Here is an 18645-nt window from a genome sequence, read left to right on the forward strand (position 1 = left end):
ACAACCAGACGCTAAACATTATAAAAATTATTTCAGCATCATCATTTTCATTGTCTTTACAAACTTACCAGCTACCATTCGATAAATGTAAATACCACTCGAAACTCTTGAACCATAATTGTTTGTTCCGTCCCATTCAACACTATGATAACCTGGTCTTAATTCTTCATTTATTAAAGTTTTAACTTCTCGTCCTAAAACATCATAGACTTTAATTGTGACTTTTTCTGCAACCGGCAAACCAAATCTGATTATTGTACTCGGGTTGAATGGATTCGGGAAGTTTTGACTCAAGAAGAATGTATTTGGAACAACATTCGGATCAATCACACTAACCTGTCCTGATGCTTCCTGGAGAATTATTGCATCTGCACGAGTTACGAAACTATCCTGTAATGCACGATTAACTACACTATCTTGATAATAAATATTTACTTCATTATGGTCATTAATCAATTTAATATTTCCAAATATAGTTCCACCGCCATACATATCCTGGCCACCTCTTAAGAATATATATCGACCTAAATAAATTCTACCATTGGATGGAACATCACCACCATAAGCAGTTGAGTTTTGATTCTTCTTTACAATAGTTGTTCCCTGAGTATGGTTAATTTCATAAACAGCAACTGGGTTTCCAGTGCTTGAACCGGCTGGAACAACTGCCCAAACATCGAAGCTGTCTGGTTCAACGGGTGGATGTCCAGGTTTTGATGGAAATCTTGGGAACCACTGAATAAATCTTAATGGATCGTTTGGAGTTCCGTTATATTGACTTCCATAGATATAGGTAATTAATCTTTGATTGTTAGTTCCGCTGCCAGAGATTCTCTGCCATTGATTGAGGTTAGTTGGATTTGTTGGATTCCAATCAACGATTGGTGTACTTACATAAGTTGTTGGATCTGAATCATCAACTAAGATATTTGTTCCAACACCCTGACCGGAGAGCGTAATGTTGATGTATCTGTTATTAACAGTATCATTAGTCCACATTCTCAAGGTTGCTGAATGAAGTCTTATTGAATCAGGTAAGAATGAGATTGTCAGGTTATAAACACCATCAATAGCAGGAAGAGTTAAAGGCTGAGGAGGCATATTTTCAATTACGAAATAAGCACTATCACGACCAATGATCATAATTGAATCAACTACAAGAGGTGTTTCACCATTGCTTCTGATTTGTAAACCTCTCTGGTAATTAAACTCAGCTTGTCGTATTGAGTCATAGATAGAAACTGAGCCAAAGCTTAATATTCTATTAGTTGCATCTGCTGATGTAGTTGCTGTCGGTGCAATTGGGAGAAGTCTTACTCTCAACAAATCAGTTCGTAAGAAATTACCACTGGCCTGACCTGGATTTTCAAATTTAACATAAGTTACACCACCACCATTCAAATCAAAAACTCTTGTATTATTATCTTGAATTTTTGCCCAAAGAACCGATCCAGTGACCTGTCTTTCATTAAAGTTGTATACTCTTTGTGTATCAGCAATGAAAGGAGTGACAACTGAGATTGTTGCATTTGTAGCAGCATTTGGAGATCCTGATGGACCAGAATATTCCATCAAATACTTACCAGCTAAAGTATCTGGTAATTGGAAACCATAAGTTGCTGATGGAAAGTCGGTTGTTCCAGTGTAAACACGGCTATATTGGTTACCACCTGGAATTGGGAAAATAAAATTAGACTTCGCTGAATTAAGCCATGCTTGAATACCAGTTTCTACATAAGAAGTTGGTTCAGGGGCATTCCAGTGTGGTTCATTTCCTGAAGAGGCATTCATAATAAAATTATAGTTGATACCCTCACCGCGAACTGGTAAAATGGCTTCAGGTTCATATGGGTCATTACTATGAATTACCATTGTATCCTGTGTTGCTTCCTCGCCTTTAGGTGAAAATCTGATAGTTAATTCCGCCTTATCACCAGGTTGCAAAGTTATTGGTAATGGAGTTATGCATGAGAAACGATTTGTGGAAAAAGTTACATTAGAAATGACTAAATCTGAATCACCTAAATTCCATACTGGAATTTTTTTATCTGAATACTGTCCCCATTTAAATGTTGTTTGAGGAAAATCTTCAATCATTCTTGTAGTATCGAATGCAGTCATATGACGACGGCCAAATTCAAGATCTGGCCCTGGACCAGGACTTCTTAAAACTCTAATAGCATCAACACGCATAAATGCTGGTGTAAGTGTATCAGCACCAATTGTAACAATCAAACCTTTTTGAGCAGCCGGCACATTAATTATTCCAAGTGGTTTCCAGCTTCCTGTGGAACCAGTAGTTACATTATTGCTCTGGATATCGTAACGGAAACTGTCAGCAGTTACTCCTTCACCAAATCGTTTAAAAGTTACATATGCATTACTGGTTGCATTACCAGTAAATCCCATATAATGATAAACAAGATAGTAATCTGAAACAGGAATATTAATATAATATGTAGCCGAAGCTCCGTTAGGCGAACCAGCTGTTCTTGGTGTTCGTCTATGAGATCCGCCATACCAGGCACTTCCTACATTTGACCACCATCCATCAGTTTCATTCGGTGTTCCAGCAAGCGGCGCAACTTCGCAATATGTAGAATCATCACACAATACTGTTCCAGGTGCATTCGCAGTATTGTTATCATTCAGGTTATCCACAGTGATATAATTAGCTGGATCAAGTATCTGCTGTGCCTTTACTGGCAAAGCGATTAAAACAATAAATAAGATTGTTATAAAAAAGTATTTGTTTTGAGCCATAGTACCTCCTGATTTATTTTTGTTTTTTTAAAGTTACAACCAAGGTATCAGAAGGTGGTCCAATAAAAGATACTTTGACACCCGTTCTGATATCTGTTTTGGTTCCAATTGGATAGACCAGATAATAAAGCCTCAAACTGTCCGTAACAGTTGGTAATACAGAATCTGCAAAGGTATATTTCTGATAATTAGAAACTATGATTTTAAAATTATCTGGATACTTTTGAGAACGATAAATTTCAAAATATCTTAAATTAGAAGTATCGGGCAACTCCCAGCTCATCACAACTCTTCGCTTGCCTGTCAATGTTGTATCTACTGCGTCAACTTTAAAGTTGGTTACTTTCGGAACTATTGAAAAATGGTAAGGGGATATTAAATCTTCGGTTTTTGAACAACCCATAACTATTAGTGTCAAGATAAAGATTATAAGAATATATTTTTTCATACCTGCCTTCATTAATTTAATGGTATTGCGATTGAAATTAAGTGACCTTTATTATAATCTGATTTATAAGAAAATTCGATCGGACCTTTATCTTCTGTCCAGAATAAATAATCAACTAAATTCAATGACCACACAAAAATTGTCGCTGCAGTAAAAATATTTCTTGCTTTTTCGTGCATCTTTTGTTCATCGCGAACGCTCACCATTTGTTTCCAATAATAATCTGCAAGCGTAAATCTGTCCGCATTTAGATAATCAAACTCTAAACTTTGCAAACGTTCTCTATTCCCAATAAAATTATTTTGTGAGACAATTGCACCAACCAAACCAGTAAAAAATGTAACCGCAAAAGCAGCACCTTTTGTCTGATGCCCTAAATATATTTGACCACTTCCAGGTACAAAAACACTATATGCAAGTCCTGTGATTCTCCTCGAATCAAATCGGGGTAATTGAAAGAGCTCTTTTTTATTCTTATTAGATCTTAACTCTTGATAAATTTGATTTGAAAAATTAGAACCGCTTTGTGCATAGGAAATATTTAAAACTGATAAGAACAATACAAGCAAGAATACTTTTTTTATCATACTAACTCTCTACTTAATTAGAACAAATTTTTTAATTAGAGACCTACCGGTCGTTGTTAGTTTATAAAAATATGTTCCACTCGAAATATTGTAAAGTGATGAATTAAATTCAACTTCATACTTCCCTGGTGTTTGATAATCATTAATTAAATCAGCGATTTTTTGTCCGAGCAAATCGAAAATTTCGAGTTTAATTTTCTCTGAGTAGAAAATTTCATAACTAATTTTTGTAGTTCCATTAAATGGATTTGGAAAGTTCTGATAAAGGATAGCGGTGCTTGGAATATTGGCAAAATCATACTCAACATTTGTTGAGACCATATTAGAAATTTCGCTCTCATTATCAAGTCGATCAAGTGCTGATACGGCATAATAATAGACTTGAGTTGTATCAGTAATTGTATCAAAGAAAAATGTATCAGCAGTTGCAGTTATTTTATAAAGATGAGCTGGATTATTCTGGTTAATTGGTTCTGTAGCTCTAAAAATATTATAATATTCTGCTACTTCACCATCACTGGCTACCTGAGGTTTATTCCAGATTAACCGATATTTATCAGATGAAATTTTCTGAACTATTAAATTCGTTGGTTTATTGGGTGGAATAGGATCTTTCCATGGCATCGGCGGAACATTAGCAGGATACTTGAATAGATCCTGAGCAAGACTATCAAGAAAATTTACTGAATTAACCATACTTCTAAATCTGAAGAAATTAACGCCAGCACCGCCAATTAATCTTGTATAGATAATTTGATTTTTTATTTCATTAAAATCTCCAAATGTTGGATCTCCTATTCTATATGCAGCAATCCCCATCCATGCCTGTCTTCCGCTCAGATTATTTTTCCACCAGCTTGCAACTTTTGTAAACTCGGGACAAGTCGACATATTCCAGTAAATCTGTGGATTGTGATAATCAATATAACCTTTTGCAGCCCAGGCTTTTGGATCTGATCTTAATTGAGAATACAACTCCCAGACAGAACAATTTAATCCCATTGCTGCTGCAGTGTATACTCCCGGAGTTGTCGTACCAATTTTAACCCATGGTTTATATTTCTTTACTGAATCAGCCACCATTTTCAATAGACGCTCTATATTTAAACGAGCGAAATCATTTCGATTTAAATTCCATGGATTTCCATTTGCTGAATCAGTCCTGTTTGTAAACCAATAATTTGAGGCATCACCATATAGAAGAGCTTCATTTCCTAGATCAGTATAACGAATAAAATCAAAATGAATTCCATCTACATTGTAATTTTTTACAATTTCTGTTGCAACATTTGCGATATGGGCTCGAACAGCTGGATTTCCAGGATCAAAGAAAAATCCGCCATCGCTTTTCATCTGACCTGTTGAAGTTTTCGCGAACCATTCTGTTTTCCAGTATCTTTTACCATCAGAACTATCTTTGATCGCCGGGTGTCTTGGAAATGAAATCACATTCAGATATCCTGGCAGAGTATCATTAAGAACATAAAATGTATTTATCCATGCATGAACTTCAATATTATGCTGCTTAGCTCTTGAAATCATTTCTGAAAGAGGATTATAACCAGGACTCAAACCTAAATTATTCGGATCAACACAAGGGCTGAAGCAAGTTAAATTAGATGCCCAAGGTAAAAAATTAGATGAGTAATAAGCATCACCACGTGCACTCACCTGAAAGACAATTGTATTAATATTGGCTCTTCTACAGGCATCCACAAAAGATTGAATTTCGGCCCTTTGAGCTTGAACTCCCTGTGTTGTGGGGAAATCTAATCTTCCAGCTGTTGCAATCCAGACTGCTCTAACCTCTCTTCGCTGAGCTTCAAGAAAATTAAAAAGTGAGATCGAGAACAAAATTGCTAAAATTAAAAGCTGTCTCATTTTATCTCTTTCTTTCAGAAACGTACTGAATTAAGTTTTGGCCAAAATTCAAAGCTTCTGTACTTTCTGTTTTTTCATGCCAGAGAGCCACATAACCTTTATTCGAAATAATTGCAACAAGTTTTCCATCAACAAAAAGTCCGTCAATCACATCATTTTTACCGACTTTTGGATTAACATCATCATATCCTTTTGGAAGCTGATAGAAATTATTTGGTGATTTAAATATTGGATGATCAATGGAAATTCTTTTTATTTCACTTTTACCCTGCAAGCGATTAGAAATCTGGGTTGTTATATCTAACATTGTTTGATAATATGGCCAATCCGCAGTTACAAATGCATTATCAAAAAAGATTACACCACCATTTTGAATTACCTTTGCTAGTTTATCAAACATTACAGAACTTACATCTGGTTTTCCGTATCCGCCAATTAGGATTACAAGATTTGCTTTATTTACATCCAGAGCATCAACTGTGGCTCTTGAGAATTGGCAATTTGCTGTGCCTTTGGAGTTCACATATCTGACAAGTTCCGGGATTGCTTCAGGGAATGGATTCCAGGTTTCCAATGCCTGATATCTTGATTCCGAAGAAGTGTATTGCAATTGAACAATATTAATCTCTTTTGCTTTTTTCAGAGTGTCAGATTTTTGAACACCAGTTGTATCGAAAGTTCTTACACCAGCAACCCAATTTTTATCAAGCTTAGTTTTTCTAAAGTAAAATGAATAATTAGCAAATTTATCAGGTTCATTATTCTCGTTATAACCAAGGATAAATTTTCTAAGTGTTAGCTTAATTCGATCGACCGATTCATCTAAAGGATCAAAGACAATGAAACCTTCACGATAGTCACCAGCATAAATTGGTTTTCCGTAAGTCAACATAGTCCGTCGGACAATTCCCATCCTTGATTCAAAAACATCATCATCAATACCGCTTGAACCTTTTCGCTTTAAGAAATACTCTTCAATACTTTGATAACGAGCATCTTTCTTTTCTCTACCATATGCGTTTAATTTATCTCCGCGATCTGTTTCGAGTAAAGCTTCTTCAGGATCGATGTTAATCTTTGAGCTTGTATAATTATAAACTGTTACCTTAAAGACAGTGAACCTTTGAGGTGTGTAACCCTTTTCTGGATCAATCCAATCTCCATAAGTGTAAGGATTTTTCGAATAGAAGCCGCCCTTTGAATCTTCAGGAAATTCGAAAGTATTCAGCTGATAGTCTGTCATATATTTGACTTCAATTTTGAAATCTTTTTTATCCATTATGATAGTCAAACTGTCTTTAGAAAATCTGTAGGTTGAATCACAGAAAAATAAAGTGTTTTCCCTATCTGGAATGAACATAAATTCTTCTCTTTCGGGCGGCATAAAAATGTATCTATAGACGGAGTCACACCCAGTTAAAAACACTAAAGATAGAATTACGAATAGTAAAATTTTCTTTTTCATTTGTTTAACTCTGCTGCAACTTTTTGTTTGTTCTTTTCAATTATTCCACCTTTTTGAGTGGCTGCAAATACAATGATATTTAAACCGAGTTGAAGTTGTCTTGTATTATCCTGTGGACCACCAAAGCTCGATGGATTTTTCAACCAATCTCCCCAAGCACGTGAGTAACCTTTGCTTGATAATACAACTGCTAATCTACCATTGAGAAATACTCCTTCAAGATACTTGTATCTTTCAGGGACAGGTTTAAGTCTCTGAGCAGGATTTGGATTTGCTAATGCCATTCCATTAGGTCTGATGTTATCGTCACCAGCAGGAGGACCATCAAAATCTTCCCAGCTATGGTAGATAGGATGATTATTTGGAATTCTTTCAAAAACTGCATCAAAACCTAAAGCATCTTTAATTAATTGTCTTGCTTTTCGATTAAATGCACCTGATTCATAGGCAAAAGCATCATCAATGAAAAGAAATCCACCTTCTCGTAAATATTTACCGAGGTTCTGAGCTTCTTCTTTTGTATAAATTGGCTCAGCACGATATCCTATCATAAAAATAATTGGAATATTCATCAACTCTCTTGAGTCGAGGCGCACACTTCCTTTTAGAGTTACTTTAATTTTAGTATTGTTATTGATAAAGTCAGCTAAGTTTTGAAGAGCCTGAGGAATACAATTCCATCCCGGTTGGTTATTATCTTCAACTTTACTTCCACGATATTCAAGCTGATAAAACTCAATAAATCCACTAACATCTTTTTTGTTCGTACCTTGCTCAATCATTCCAGAAAAGCGATCTTGAAAATTCATCCAATCGATTAGATTATCTTTTAAGCCTGTCACTCCTCGTTTAGAAGACATTCTCGTATTTTCAACTTCCATCTGAATATTTGGTCCATAAAATTGTGCTTGTTGCGGTGACCAGGTTCTATCGACATAATCACCAGGACGACCAAGTGAAGCAAGAGCAGAACCACCGTGCGAGACAGCTGTGGTCATTGTTCTTGGCATCGTAGCCATTCGTGATCTTTGCGGAACCATTCTTTGCATTGTTCTTTCTACTACTTTTGGAGCCTTTTGCAATTCAAGCTGTTTCTGAAGTCGTGGTGCTCTTTGAATAAATTTCACAGTTGTAGGCGGCCGCTTAACTTCTTTTATACTCTCCACATATTTGATATTTAAGATTACAGGCAAAAAATGAATTATAAAAGAAATTAAAATAAAAATGAGCAAATGCTTCCTGTAATAACTCAGGAACGCTTTGATCTTTTGACTTAAATTATAATCTGAAATAAAAATCGATTTGACTGACATTTCAGCTCATCTACTCTTTCTTTTCTTCTTCTTTATCCGTTGCTATCGCAAGCTGATCTATTCCCACAATTTTGGCTGCATCCATTACATCTACAACTATTCCGTGTGGAGTCTTTTTATCTGCTTTAATGATTAAAACTTTACTTCCAAAAATATCTTTCTGAATTCGTAACTGCTCCTCAAGATTATCAAGTGTGACAGGAGTTCCATTTAAATCCATTTCACCTTTTTCAGAAATTGTAATGCTTAAGTCTTTTTCAGGCGGTGCATCAGAAGTTGCAGCCTGTGGAAGATCAACCTTCAATCCACTTTGAACAGCAAAAACTGTTGTAACCATAAAAAATATTAAGAGCTGAAATACGCAGTCAATCATCGGGGTCATATCAATGCCCCGTTCTTCCCAGATTCTTTTCTTCCTTGCCATCTTATTTATATCCTAAAGATTTTAAGACTTCTTCTTCAAGTTTTTTCCCTTCTTCATCTGAAATGTTCAGTTCAATTCTTTTCTGTTTTAAGAATTCTTCTTCTTCTTTATTTAGAACACCATCTCTGTAAGCAGTCTTCAGCATTTCTTTATATGTAGAAAATCTTGCAAGATCTTTTAGAATTAAATTGACAAAATGATTTGTAAATGGCTCAACATACTTAACCAATTTCATTGCTCTTCTTTTCAAAAAGCTATAACCAATAACCGACGGAATCGCAACTATTAATCCACCCGCAGTGGTGATCAGAGCAACGGAAATACCACCCGCAACTACAGCCGGATCTCCTTTTCCACCTTTTGCGATTTCATCGAACGACATAATCATCCCAAGAATAGTTCCAAGTAATCCGAGAAGCGTTGCCACACTTGCAATAGTATTCACAACTGGTAGAAATTCTTCAAAATATTCTTCTGCAGCTTCGTCACCTGTATCAAGAAGTTCATTTCTCATATCGAGTATTGGTCTTTTTTCCACAACCAGAAAATTAAATCTCTTCAAGACTTGAAGGAAAACATAACCAAGCACACCTTTATTTTTCTCGCACCATTGAACTAAAGGCTCAACTGAACCGTATCTATTCAAAAGATCAGCAAGCTCTTCCAAAATTTTTTGTGCCTTATCCTCTTTTGGCACTGAGAGATATCTATAAAGTCTTTCTATTATAATTCCAAGCGAAACAATTGAAAAGAAAAGGAGCGGATACATTATGTACCAGCCGCCTTTGTTTAGAATTTCTACTAACCAGTTTTCAGTTAACCAGCTTCTTAAAGTATTTTCAGTTTGAAGAATAATTAATAATGTTCTCAAGGTTAATCCTCCATTAAAATTATTGACTTTCTAACCATTCTTTATGTTCCTTGGCAAATAAATATGCCGCCCTTTCATTTTCATCTTTGCTGTTTTCATAAAGTTTTATCACTTCTTCATACCATTTTATTGCTTCTTTTTTCTTTTCAAGCATTTCATAAGATGCAGCAATATTCACTCTGCAGCCAACAGCTACACTTGCATCCGGATATTTTTTCAAGACCTTCATCAATTCTTCAATTGCTTTCTCGTAATTTTTTTCATCAAAGAATTTCATTGCTTTTTCGTATTCAAGGTATGAATTTATTTGGCTTAAATCATAAAGCAATTCATCAACTTCTTGAATCTTTTCATAATCAGGATATCTTTTCTTCAATTCTGAATAATAGTTTGCTGCATTCTGATAATCCTTGATGTTGTAATAATAATCTCCAATTGTGTATAGCCCGTGTGGTGCATATTCACTTTTTGGAAATCTTTGAGCTAAAATTTTAAAGGTCTCAATCATTTGATCGGGTTTTTGAAGTTCGTAATAACACCAACCTTCATTGTACATTGCAGCTGCAGCTAAATCAGATTTAGGGTAACGGCGATAAGTCAATTGATATTCCTTTATCGCTTGATCAAATTTTTTCATATTAAACATGCATTCGCCAGCGTAATATTGCATATCCGGAGCTTTAGGATCCTGTGGGTAAAGGGAAACAAAAGTTTTCATAGTGTTATATGCATTTTGCCAATCACCTATTTCATATTGTGCATAAGCTTTAAACATTATAGCGTCTTTTTTATGAATTCCATCAGGATACTGACTTAAGTAACGATTAAAAATTTTAATCGCCTGTTCGAAATCTTGATTATCATAATAAAGTGCTGCAAGCTGGAATAAAATATCCTGTATTTCTGGTGCAGTTGGAAATTTATTTGAAGCTTCAAAAAGTAAATCACCAGCTTTTTTCAGATCGCCAAGTTCTTTGTAGCTGTTAGCAAGATTAAGATAATTGACAATGATTGTTGATGTATCGAGTCCTGGGACTGCCAGAGACTTATTAGCATATTCAATGCTTTCTTTATATCTATTACCTTCGAAATAAATTGTTGATAAAGTGGAATAGTATTTACCAATTTGAATTTGATCATTTGTTTGATTAATCAAATTTTGAAAAATCGAAACACCTTTCTCAAGTTCACCAATTTTTGCATAAGATAGAGCAAGTTTTTCATAGGCATTATCAATATTTTGAGCAAAGGCATTTTTAAATAGTTTATTATCCAGAACAAACTCCAGATCACCAATTGCGCTAGTAAAATTTTCTACCTGATAATTTATAATTCCACGAATGTATCGAACTTGCAATGCAAAAGTTTCTCGTTTTTCAAATATGGTTGTGTCAGATAATATTTTGTTTAAGTAATCGAGCGCAGAATTATAGTCACCTTTATTAATGTAAAGATCTGCAAAATTAAAGTAGATATCATTAATGATATTTAAACTATCTTTTCTCTCTTCAGTAATCTTTAGAACATTTTGCAAAAATTTCTCACCAGTATCGAATTCAGAACGAGCAGAATAAATTTTGCAAATTTTATTAACTGCCCCTGGATAATAAGGTGAATAGAAATTAATATTTTCAAAAGTTGCAATTGCTTCATCGTAGCGTTTGCTGTCCGCTAAAGTTATTAAGCGATAATAATATGCTTCGCTTGTATCAATTTTCTTTTTTGTATCAGGATTATTTAAGATTTCATCAATCGTTTCAAGGGCTGAGGTATAATCACCAAGTTTATATAAAGTAAATCCAAGCTGAATTTTTGCATTTATAGTTTCATCATGAGTTGGAAAGTTTCTAATCAAAGTTTCCAGGGTTTTTCTTGCAGCTTCATAATCACCGGCAAAATTTTGAGAGGAAGCTTTTATATTAAAAACTGTCGGAACTAAATCTGAATATGCGTATTTAGTAATGAATGAGTCACAATGAGCAATCGCATTTTGAAATTCTTTTGCATTATAATAATTAAGAATTACTGCAAGTTTTGCTTTATCAACACTAAAATCTATTGCATCAGCCACAGATTCATAGCTATAAATGTAAATGTCATATTCTTCAGCTGCTTTTGAAAACATCCTTGCATTTTGATAGGTCTCTGCAATTTTGAATTGAAATTTTGCCTGCAATTTTTTGTTCTGAAAATTCTGATCAATTGCATCACGATAAACGGCAATGGCTTCCTGCAAGCCTTTAGCTTCGAGAGTGTAATCAGCAATTTTTATCCAGGCTACCTCCTGCAAACTCGGAATTAGAGTAAATGTTGTAATGATTTTTCTGTAATAGGAAATTGCAAGATCATAATTATTTAATTTCCGATAGGCGTCACCGATTTTGATATACGCTTTAGCTACAAGCTCTAAATCTGTAGTTTCTACATCCCTGCCTTCTGTAACTTCAAAAAGTCTTCTCTCTTTTTCAGCTTTAAGTTCAATTTTTTCCCAATCTTTTTTTGTAAAAATTTCAGGTTGAAATTTGTTGATTAATTCTAACCAGTGTTCAAGCGCTAAATCATAATTCCCCATATCGAAATAATTCTGAGCAATTTGATACAAAGCTCGTGCGTAATATTCTGTATTTGGATATTTCTCTAACAGCTTGTGGAAAAGGATTGATGAACTATCGAGTTTATTAGTTTCTCTATATGCCCAGCCTATGTCGTAAAGGGCCTGTTCAGATTTTTTATCATTTGGGAATTTTATAAAAAGTTTAAATGCTTCTTCAATTGCTTCATCATATCGACCAAGCTTATAATAAATATCGTAAATCTGAAATTGTGCTAAAGCAGCAAGTTTTGGTTCATCTTTTCTCAGCGAGACAATTCTAAAATAGTGAATCGCAGAATCGGAGTAATTCATTTGTTTAAATGCATTACCTTTCATATATGCAGCAGCTGCTCGAACACTTATAATAAACTCGTTATTGAGAATTCCAACTTTAATTGAATCTTCATCAACAAATTTGCTTTCAGTATACAAAATATAATCATACATTCGTATCGCATTTTTATAGTCTCGTGAGACAAAATAATTTTGTCCCGCCTGGAACGCATTTTTGAATTCCTGCGGTGTTGGAATAAAATAACTAACTATTGTTGCGATTACAAAAAAAATCAACTGCCACATATTCAATTAGAAACCAGTGTAAATTGAGAAATACAAAGTTGATTCTTCACGACCTTTAAATCTGTCTTCTTCTCGCTTGAAATCTCTTGTTGTGTATTTATACCCGAAATCAATTACAATATTATAACCAGCATATTGAGATTTATTGCTCAAAGATAAAGCAATGGTTCTGCGATCTTCACTTTCAAAATCATCCTTTAAATTTCTAATTCTATAAGCGAGTGGTGAAACTCCTTTGAGAAATGTAATACCTTGCATTCCAAAATGTAATGTTGTGCTTTGAGTTAATCGATAATCCACTCTTATGATTGGAATAGTTTCCTGCATATGTTTATTGATTACTGTAATCTTATCTCCATCTTTATTCTCAGTGAACTTTGATGATTTTTCTGTTCTTACTTTGAATTGTGGAATTACTTTCAAAGCGTTATTTAAGAAAGAAAATTCATATTCTATTTTATTAACCATTCCGAAGAAAGAAATCCTGCCTTCTACCTGATCATTCAACAATCTGCTTTCATTTGCAAATGCAAGAAGTCTATTACCTTGAGCAAATTGATGATTAAGCTGAAATCTTAAATTGTTTTCAATTCTAAGATTTGGAATTTGCGTGTAAGTTGTCCCGATATAAAGATTATTAACTAGACTGTTTTTATATAATAAAGGATCAAGCACATAATCAGGGAATGGGTCAGCTGTTGTGATTACACCAGGGAATTGATAACAATCATTTGGAATATTGTCTTTAACCTGTTTCAAGACATAAAAAATTCTTAAAGAACCAAATTTGGGTGTCTCTGTGAAATAAGTCAGTTTGAAATAATTAACATAATTTTTTCCGCCTTTTAACAATCCTTCTTCTCTTAATAATCCAAATCCAATATTAAAATTTTTAATGAGTTCGAGTGTCGTAAATAAATGATAACCTTTTTGATCAGGAGTATATGGATAATCCGGCAAGATGTCGTTTTCCTGTTCGTCGATTACATCGTTATTGTTCCAATCATCTCCATAATCGAGACTTGGTGGATCGGAATAGAATGTTAAGAAATCCTGTGCATAATCTGGAATTCCATCGGCATTTTTATCATCATCAGGAATTCCATCACGATCTCTATCTTTCCCAGGAAAGATACCGGTGTCAGGTCGTCTTAAAATTGTTGCTAAACTTACCAGCTCATTTGTATTTTGACGATAACCAAGTAAGAAGAAATCACCTACTCTATTCAAAACATCTCTATTCTTGCCTCTTGAGTCAGTTGTAAATACATTGTAATGATAAAATCCATCTTCCCATCTATCATTATCATCATTGTCATCAACTAACGCATAGTATGCACCGCCAGGAATAATTGCACCGCTGCTGGATGCGTCATAACCCAAAAAGTCGGGATAAATAGGATTTGGAATTAAATTATCAGATGGTGAGCTGTAAAAACTATTTTCAAGTGTGTAAATATTCAATGCTGTAGTGTAAGTTCCATCAATTCTATAAATTTCTCCACCTAATGTTAATCTTCCAAGTTTCTTTTTTCCTCTCAAGAACCAGGCTTGTCCAGATATATCTTGTTCTTCTCCAGATTTACCGGTAAATCTTTTATCACGAATTATTGGATACTTGAAATGTTCTTTACTTTGATTGAATTCACCTTCAATTTCAAATCCTTTCCAATTAAAGGTGAAATTAAATCCATAAACTTCCATACCTGTAACAAGTCCGTATGAGAAAGTTACAATTTGTTTATTTGAAGCATCTGTTACATTTCCTTCAGCTCTTCGAATTGTTCTAAATGGAGTAGGCGTTGCATAAAGTTCAGGGTCAGTGTGAGATTGAAATCTTGCGTCACCAGTGTATTCGTCAAGTCTATTTAACCAATCGTGAGCGATGTCAATTCGATAATCATTGGCAAGGATTAATTGAAATTGAACCGAAGTTGCACCTTCAGGAATTACGAATGCGTAGGTGATGTTTTCACCATCACGACTTCCAATCTTAACTGGATAACTTGGTGGAAATGTTGAGTATCTGTCTCTGTAATTGATATATCTTGTAAAACTTGTTGTATCAGCGCCTGCAAAGAAATCTTTTGCATTAATCCAAAAATTTCTAAAAACCCAATACTGGATTGGATCATTCAATGTAGTTGCCGCTGAGTTTGGGACAGAGCCGTGAATATTTTTAATTGGTCTTGCAACACCATTTATGATAATCGTTGGAGGCTGATAAATAATTGGACCCGAAAGATCTCCAGGACTATCATCACTAATTCTAACAAAAATTACTCTTGGAATTGCATTTGAAACAACTCCTTTTAACGAAGACTCACGACTATCAATGCTTGCTCTTCTCTGATGCTGATTTAAATAAGTTATTCCAACTGTTAAAATATCACCAATATCAGTTTCGAAATGTCCGCCAAGAAGATATTGCGTCCAATCTCGAATTCTTCTCACACCATCTGAATAAAAGCCCTGATCAAATCTAAATCTAATTGGATCGCTTATTCTTGAAATTAAAACGGTTCCTCTATTTTTAGCCGTTGCACCATCCCATCTGATACCATTAAATCTTGCTTTGTCGAGAGTCAAACTCGTGAATTTTGTTCTAATTGCATCACCGACCATAAGTCGAGTAGTGAACCCACCATAACTATCATTTCCAATTACAAGATTGCTGAAATAATTTTCATAATATCTGGACTTTAAAAAATTGCTCTGACCGCCAGGAATATTTTGATCAATTGCTTGTTTTTGCTGTTCATTAAACTCAATAACAGGATAACCTTCAATCAAGAAATTTCCAAAGTTGTCGAAGAATTTTTTCTTCTCAATTTTAGAGCTGTAATTCTCATAATTTCTCCCGGAAAGGTTTATGTATTTTTCTTCTTCCTTTCCGAGATTTGAAATGAATTGAGCATTTGTAATTGAAACCAAACTTAAAATCAAACTCAATGAAGTAAATATTCTTTTCAATTTAACCTCCAAAGGTTTTCATCAATTAAAATTGATATGTAAGGGATATTTTATGACCACCGCTAAGACCAGTAATTTGAATATGATTTGAATATGCATAATCAATCTTTAATCTATTAACAAAAACTCCAAAACCTCCATTTAAGGAATTCTGCTTGAATGGACTCTCATTCACGATACCATTGTATCCTCCTCTCAAAAACAATCCGGATTCAACACCATAAACTTTTGATTTCATTGCAAGGAATTCAGCGCCGAATTTTATCAATAAATTTTCTTCTTCTTTAATTCCGTCAATTGCAAATAAATATTCATAAGTTGGTGAATAATAAGAAATTCCAAAAGCTAATTTCATTGGTAACTTTGCATCATCTGAACCATTAATTGAGATACTTGGTTGAGTTATATCTTGAGCAGCAGCACCAAATTTTAATACTCCATTTCCAAACACTTGATAAATTGAATAAAAAACTCCAGCATCAAAAGTAAATCCAAGATAACTTTTTGCTTCTTCGCCCGGTGCAGCTTGAGCACTCCATCCTAGTAATTTAAAACTTCCGCCTAATCCAAAATTGCCAATGTCTTTTGCATAACTTAAGATCAGAGTATTTTCTTGCCAGGCACCTGCTTTCAAATGAGTTAATCCTGCACCAAGGTCTCCGAATTTCCACAAAGGCACTGTGGAAGAAAAAGCTAGATAATACAAATCTTCATCCAAACCAGTAAATAGTTGATTATAAGTCGAAGAGATTTCAAATCTTTTAACATTTATTAGACCCGCAGGATTATAAAATACGGTGTAAGATGCATCACCAACTCCAGTATAAGCTCCACCTAGACCAATTATCCTGCTATGAACACCGAGATTTTCAAATCCGCCAGCAAAGATGCTTGAGCTAATGAATACCAGAATTAAAATTAATATCTTTTTCACTTTGACCTCAAAAATTAATAGACAACTGTTACAATTTTTGCAACCTGTTCTGTTTTAGCATCTGCTTCAACTAAAACCTGTACAATATATGGTCCTGGTCGAACTGTCTTACCATTTTCATCTTTACCATCCCATACAAATGAATTTTGTGCAATAAATGCTGCTGCTCCAGAAGTTGAATTATAAAATTCTCTCACAAGTCTACCTTGTAAATCATAGATCAGAATTTTTAATTTTCTTAATTCACCACCGACAAGACTTCTTGGTTCAGCAATATTTGCAAGGAAAAAAGAAAGAACAGTTTGATCATTAATTCCATCGCCATTTGGTGTAAATGGATTTGGTTCTACTTTAAAATCAATAATTAATTTCGGAGGAACTCCTGTTGTAACAATACTCCAATTTTCAAGTCCACCAAATTTTTTTGTATCAACTCTCTGTGGATTGTCAGGACTTTGTTTACTATGTAGATAAGAAACAAATCTATTCACACCTAAAAATGGCGTGCATTTTAATGTAGCCTCAAAAGTTATTGATGTTGTAATTGGAGACTGTGGAATAATTACAATCTTGTTCGCATAAATCTCTGCTGAGTATTGAATCGGATTATTATCAAGTTTTACTCCAAGTAATTGTGTCGGTGTAGGAGTAAAAATCGTAATTGTATCAATTGGATAATCAGTTGGAGATTTATTGATTACGATTTTGTAAGAAAAAGTATTTTCCTGCAAGATTGGTGAATATTGAGGACTGATTGTTGCATCAGTTGATTGAGCGATTAAAGTCTTATCAAAGAAAATTTCAACTTCATCTACTTTGGGAGTTTGTAATGTTAATGTTCCCAGTCTGACCTGATATTGAACATATCTCCTCGGTTCATAAACTGGAAGTTGTGTTCCGGAGATCGTAGTTGAATCTTCATTCCAATTACTCCAGGTTGTATCAACTTTTGGAGTATTTCCTGTTCTCATTCGCAGAGAGATTTGAGTACCTTCAGGTTGTTCTGCCTTCCATGTAATTTTTGACCAGTTAACCGGTTGACCTGCATCGAGAACCTTTGAAGTGAAATATCCTTCAGGTAAATAACCTTTTCCAAAAACTTCAATTTCCGAAATAACTGTACTTTGAACTTGATCAATTACATCAATTGTAATTTTCAAGAAACGAATTTCAACTACTCTATCGAAATAATCATCTGTTACACCTAAAGTATTTTCCGGAACTTGAACAAGTTTTTCCATAGAAAGAGTATCAAGTCCGCCATAAATTGTATAAGCTCTAACTCGAAGGTTGGTTGGAATATTTGTAGGACCACCGGGATAAAATCCAAGCTGCCAGATTCTTACTCTATTGACAGCACGAACAGCTTGAAGATCAATTACGATGTAAGTCCCTTCTCCACCTGGCCCAGCATTTAAAGAAAGAATTTGAACATATGAAGGTGAGAAAAATTTTCCATCGATTAGTTTTAAAGCATTTCTAGCGGCAGTATCAGGTGGAAGATTTCGGCTTTTATACACAATGTAAGCATATTTATTTCGAGCAAGATTTTCATTCTCACCTGTTTGAAGAAGAAGTTTTCCCTGTTCAGTTTTCCAGTCGACTGCGGAAGTTAAAGTTGAGTCAACAGAGAAATCGTTCCAGGTTGTATCTTTTATTGAGAATTGGCTATGAAGAAGAGAAGAAGTAAGAATGGTTATTACAATTGCGAGTTTAAGTTTTTTCATTTTGTATTTCAGCTCTATAGTTTTTGTTTATTAAACTATCACAAAATTAATAAGCAGTTAAAATTAAAAAAATTTACAATACACAAT

General features: G+C 34.3%; 12 protein-coding genes. All 12 read right to left on the reverse strand.

The genetic code is table 11. The features are described 5' to 3' along the window. Positions 1–27 precede the first annotated feature (27 nt). Genes HPY57_01850 through HPY57_01905 form a run of 12 tightly spaced genes read right to left on the reverse strand, consistent with a single transcriptional unit; the run spans position 28 to position 18558 of the window. Complete coding sequence (locus HPY57_01850) at positions 28–2763, reverse strand: T9SS type A sorting domain-containing protein (GenBank protein ID NPV10520.1); 2736 nt, start codon at positions 2761–2763, stop codon at positions 28–30. A 13-nt stretch (positions 2764–2776) separates the two neighbouring features. Further along, complete coding sequence (locus HPY57_01855; protein NPV10521.1) at positions 2777–3211, reverse strand: hypothetical protein; 435 nt, start codon at positions 3209–3211, stop codon at positions 2777–2779. Between the two features lie 11 nt (positions 3212–3222). Continuing rightward, positions 3223–3798 carry a hypothetical protein gene (locus HPY57_01860; GenBank protein NPV10522.1) on the reverse strand — a complete coding sequence of 192 codons (576 nt, stop codon included), beginning with the start codon at positions 3796–3798 and terminating at the stop codon, positions 3223–3225. A 9-nt stretch (positions 3799–3807) separates the two neighbouring features. Beyond that, positions 3808–5679, reverse strand: a complete 1872-nt coding sequence (locus tag HPY57_01865; protein NPV10523.1) for a family 10 glycosylhydrolase — start codon at positions 5677–5679, stop codon at positions 3808–3810. 1 nt (position 5680) lies between these two features. Continuing rightward, positions 5681–7144, reverse strand: a complete 1464-nt coding sequence (locus tag HPY57_01870; GenBank protein NPV10524.1) for a DUF4159 domain-containing protein — start codon at positions 7142–7144, stop codon at positions 5681–5683. Further along, positions 7141–8457 carry a DUF4159 domain-containing protein gene (locus HPY57_01875; protein NPV10525.1) on the reverse strand — a complete coding sequence of 439 codons (1317 nt, stop codon included), beginning with the start codon at positions 8455–8457 and terminating at the stop codon, positions 7141–7143. Before HPY57_01875 ends, HPY57_01870 begins: the two co-directional genes overlap by 4 nt. Before the next feature lie 10 nt (positions 8458–8467). Next, a complete protein-coding gene (locus tag HPY57_01880) occupies positions 8468–8881 on the reverse strand; it encodes a biopolymer transporter ExbD (protein ID NPV10526.1) in 414 nt (137 codons plus the stop codon). Position 8882: 1 nt separating this feature from the next. Further along, a complete protein-coding gene (locus HPY57_01885; protein ID NPV10527.1) occupies positions 8883–9752 on the reverse strand; it encodes a MotA/TolQ/ExbB proton channel family protein in 870 nt (289 codons plus the stop codon). Positions 9753–9771: 19 nt separating this feature from the next. Then, entirely contained in the window at positions 9772–12924 is a 3153-nt protein-coding gene (locus HPY57_01890; protein ID NPV10528.1) for a tetratricopeptide repeat protein, read from the reverse strand. Positions 12925–12930: 6 nt separating this feature from the next. Next, on the reverse strand, positions 12931–15897 hold the full coding sequence (locus HPY57_01895) for a hypothetical protein (GenBank protein NPV10529.1): 2967 nt from the start codon (positions 15895–15897) through the stop codon (positions 12931–12933). A gap of 25 nt (positions 15898–15922) precedes the next feature. After that, on the reverse strand, positions 15923–16831 hold the full coding sequence (locus tag HPY57_01900; GenBank protein NPV10530.1) for a hypothetical protein: 909 nt from the start codon (positions 16829–16831) through the stop codon (positions 15923–15925). A 14-nt stretch (positions 16832–16845) separates the two neighbouring features. Next, the gene (locus HPY57_01905; protein ID NPV10531.1) at positions 16846–18558 is read right to left on the reverse strand and encodes a hypothetical protein; all 1713 of its coding nucleotides are present in this window, start codon (positions 18556–18558) and stop codon (positions 16846–16848) included. Between the last annotated feature and the right edge of the window lie 87 nt (positions 18559–18645).

This window comes from Ignavibacteria bacterium (genome assembly GCA_013177855.1).
Classification (GTDB): domain Bacteria; phylum Bacteroidota; class Ignavibacteria; order Ch128b; family Ch128b; genus Ch128b.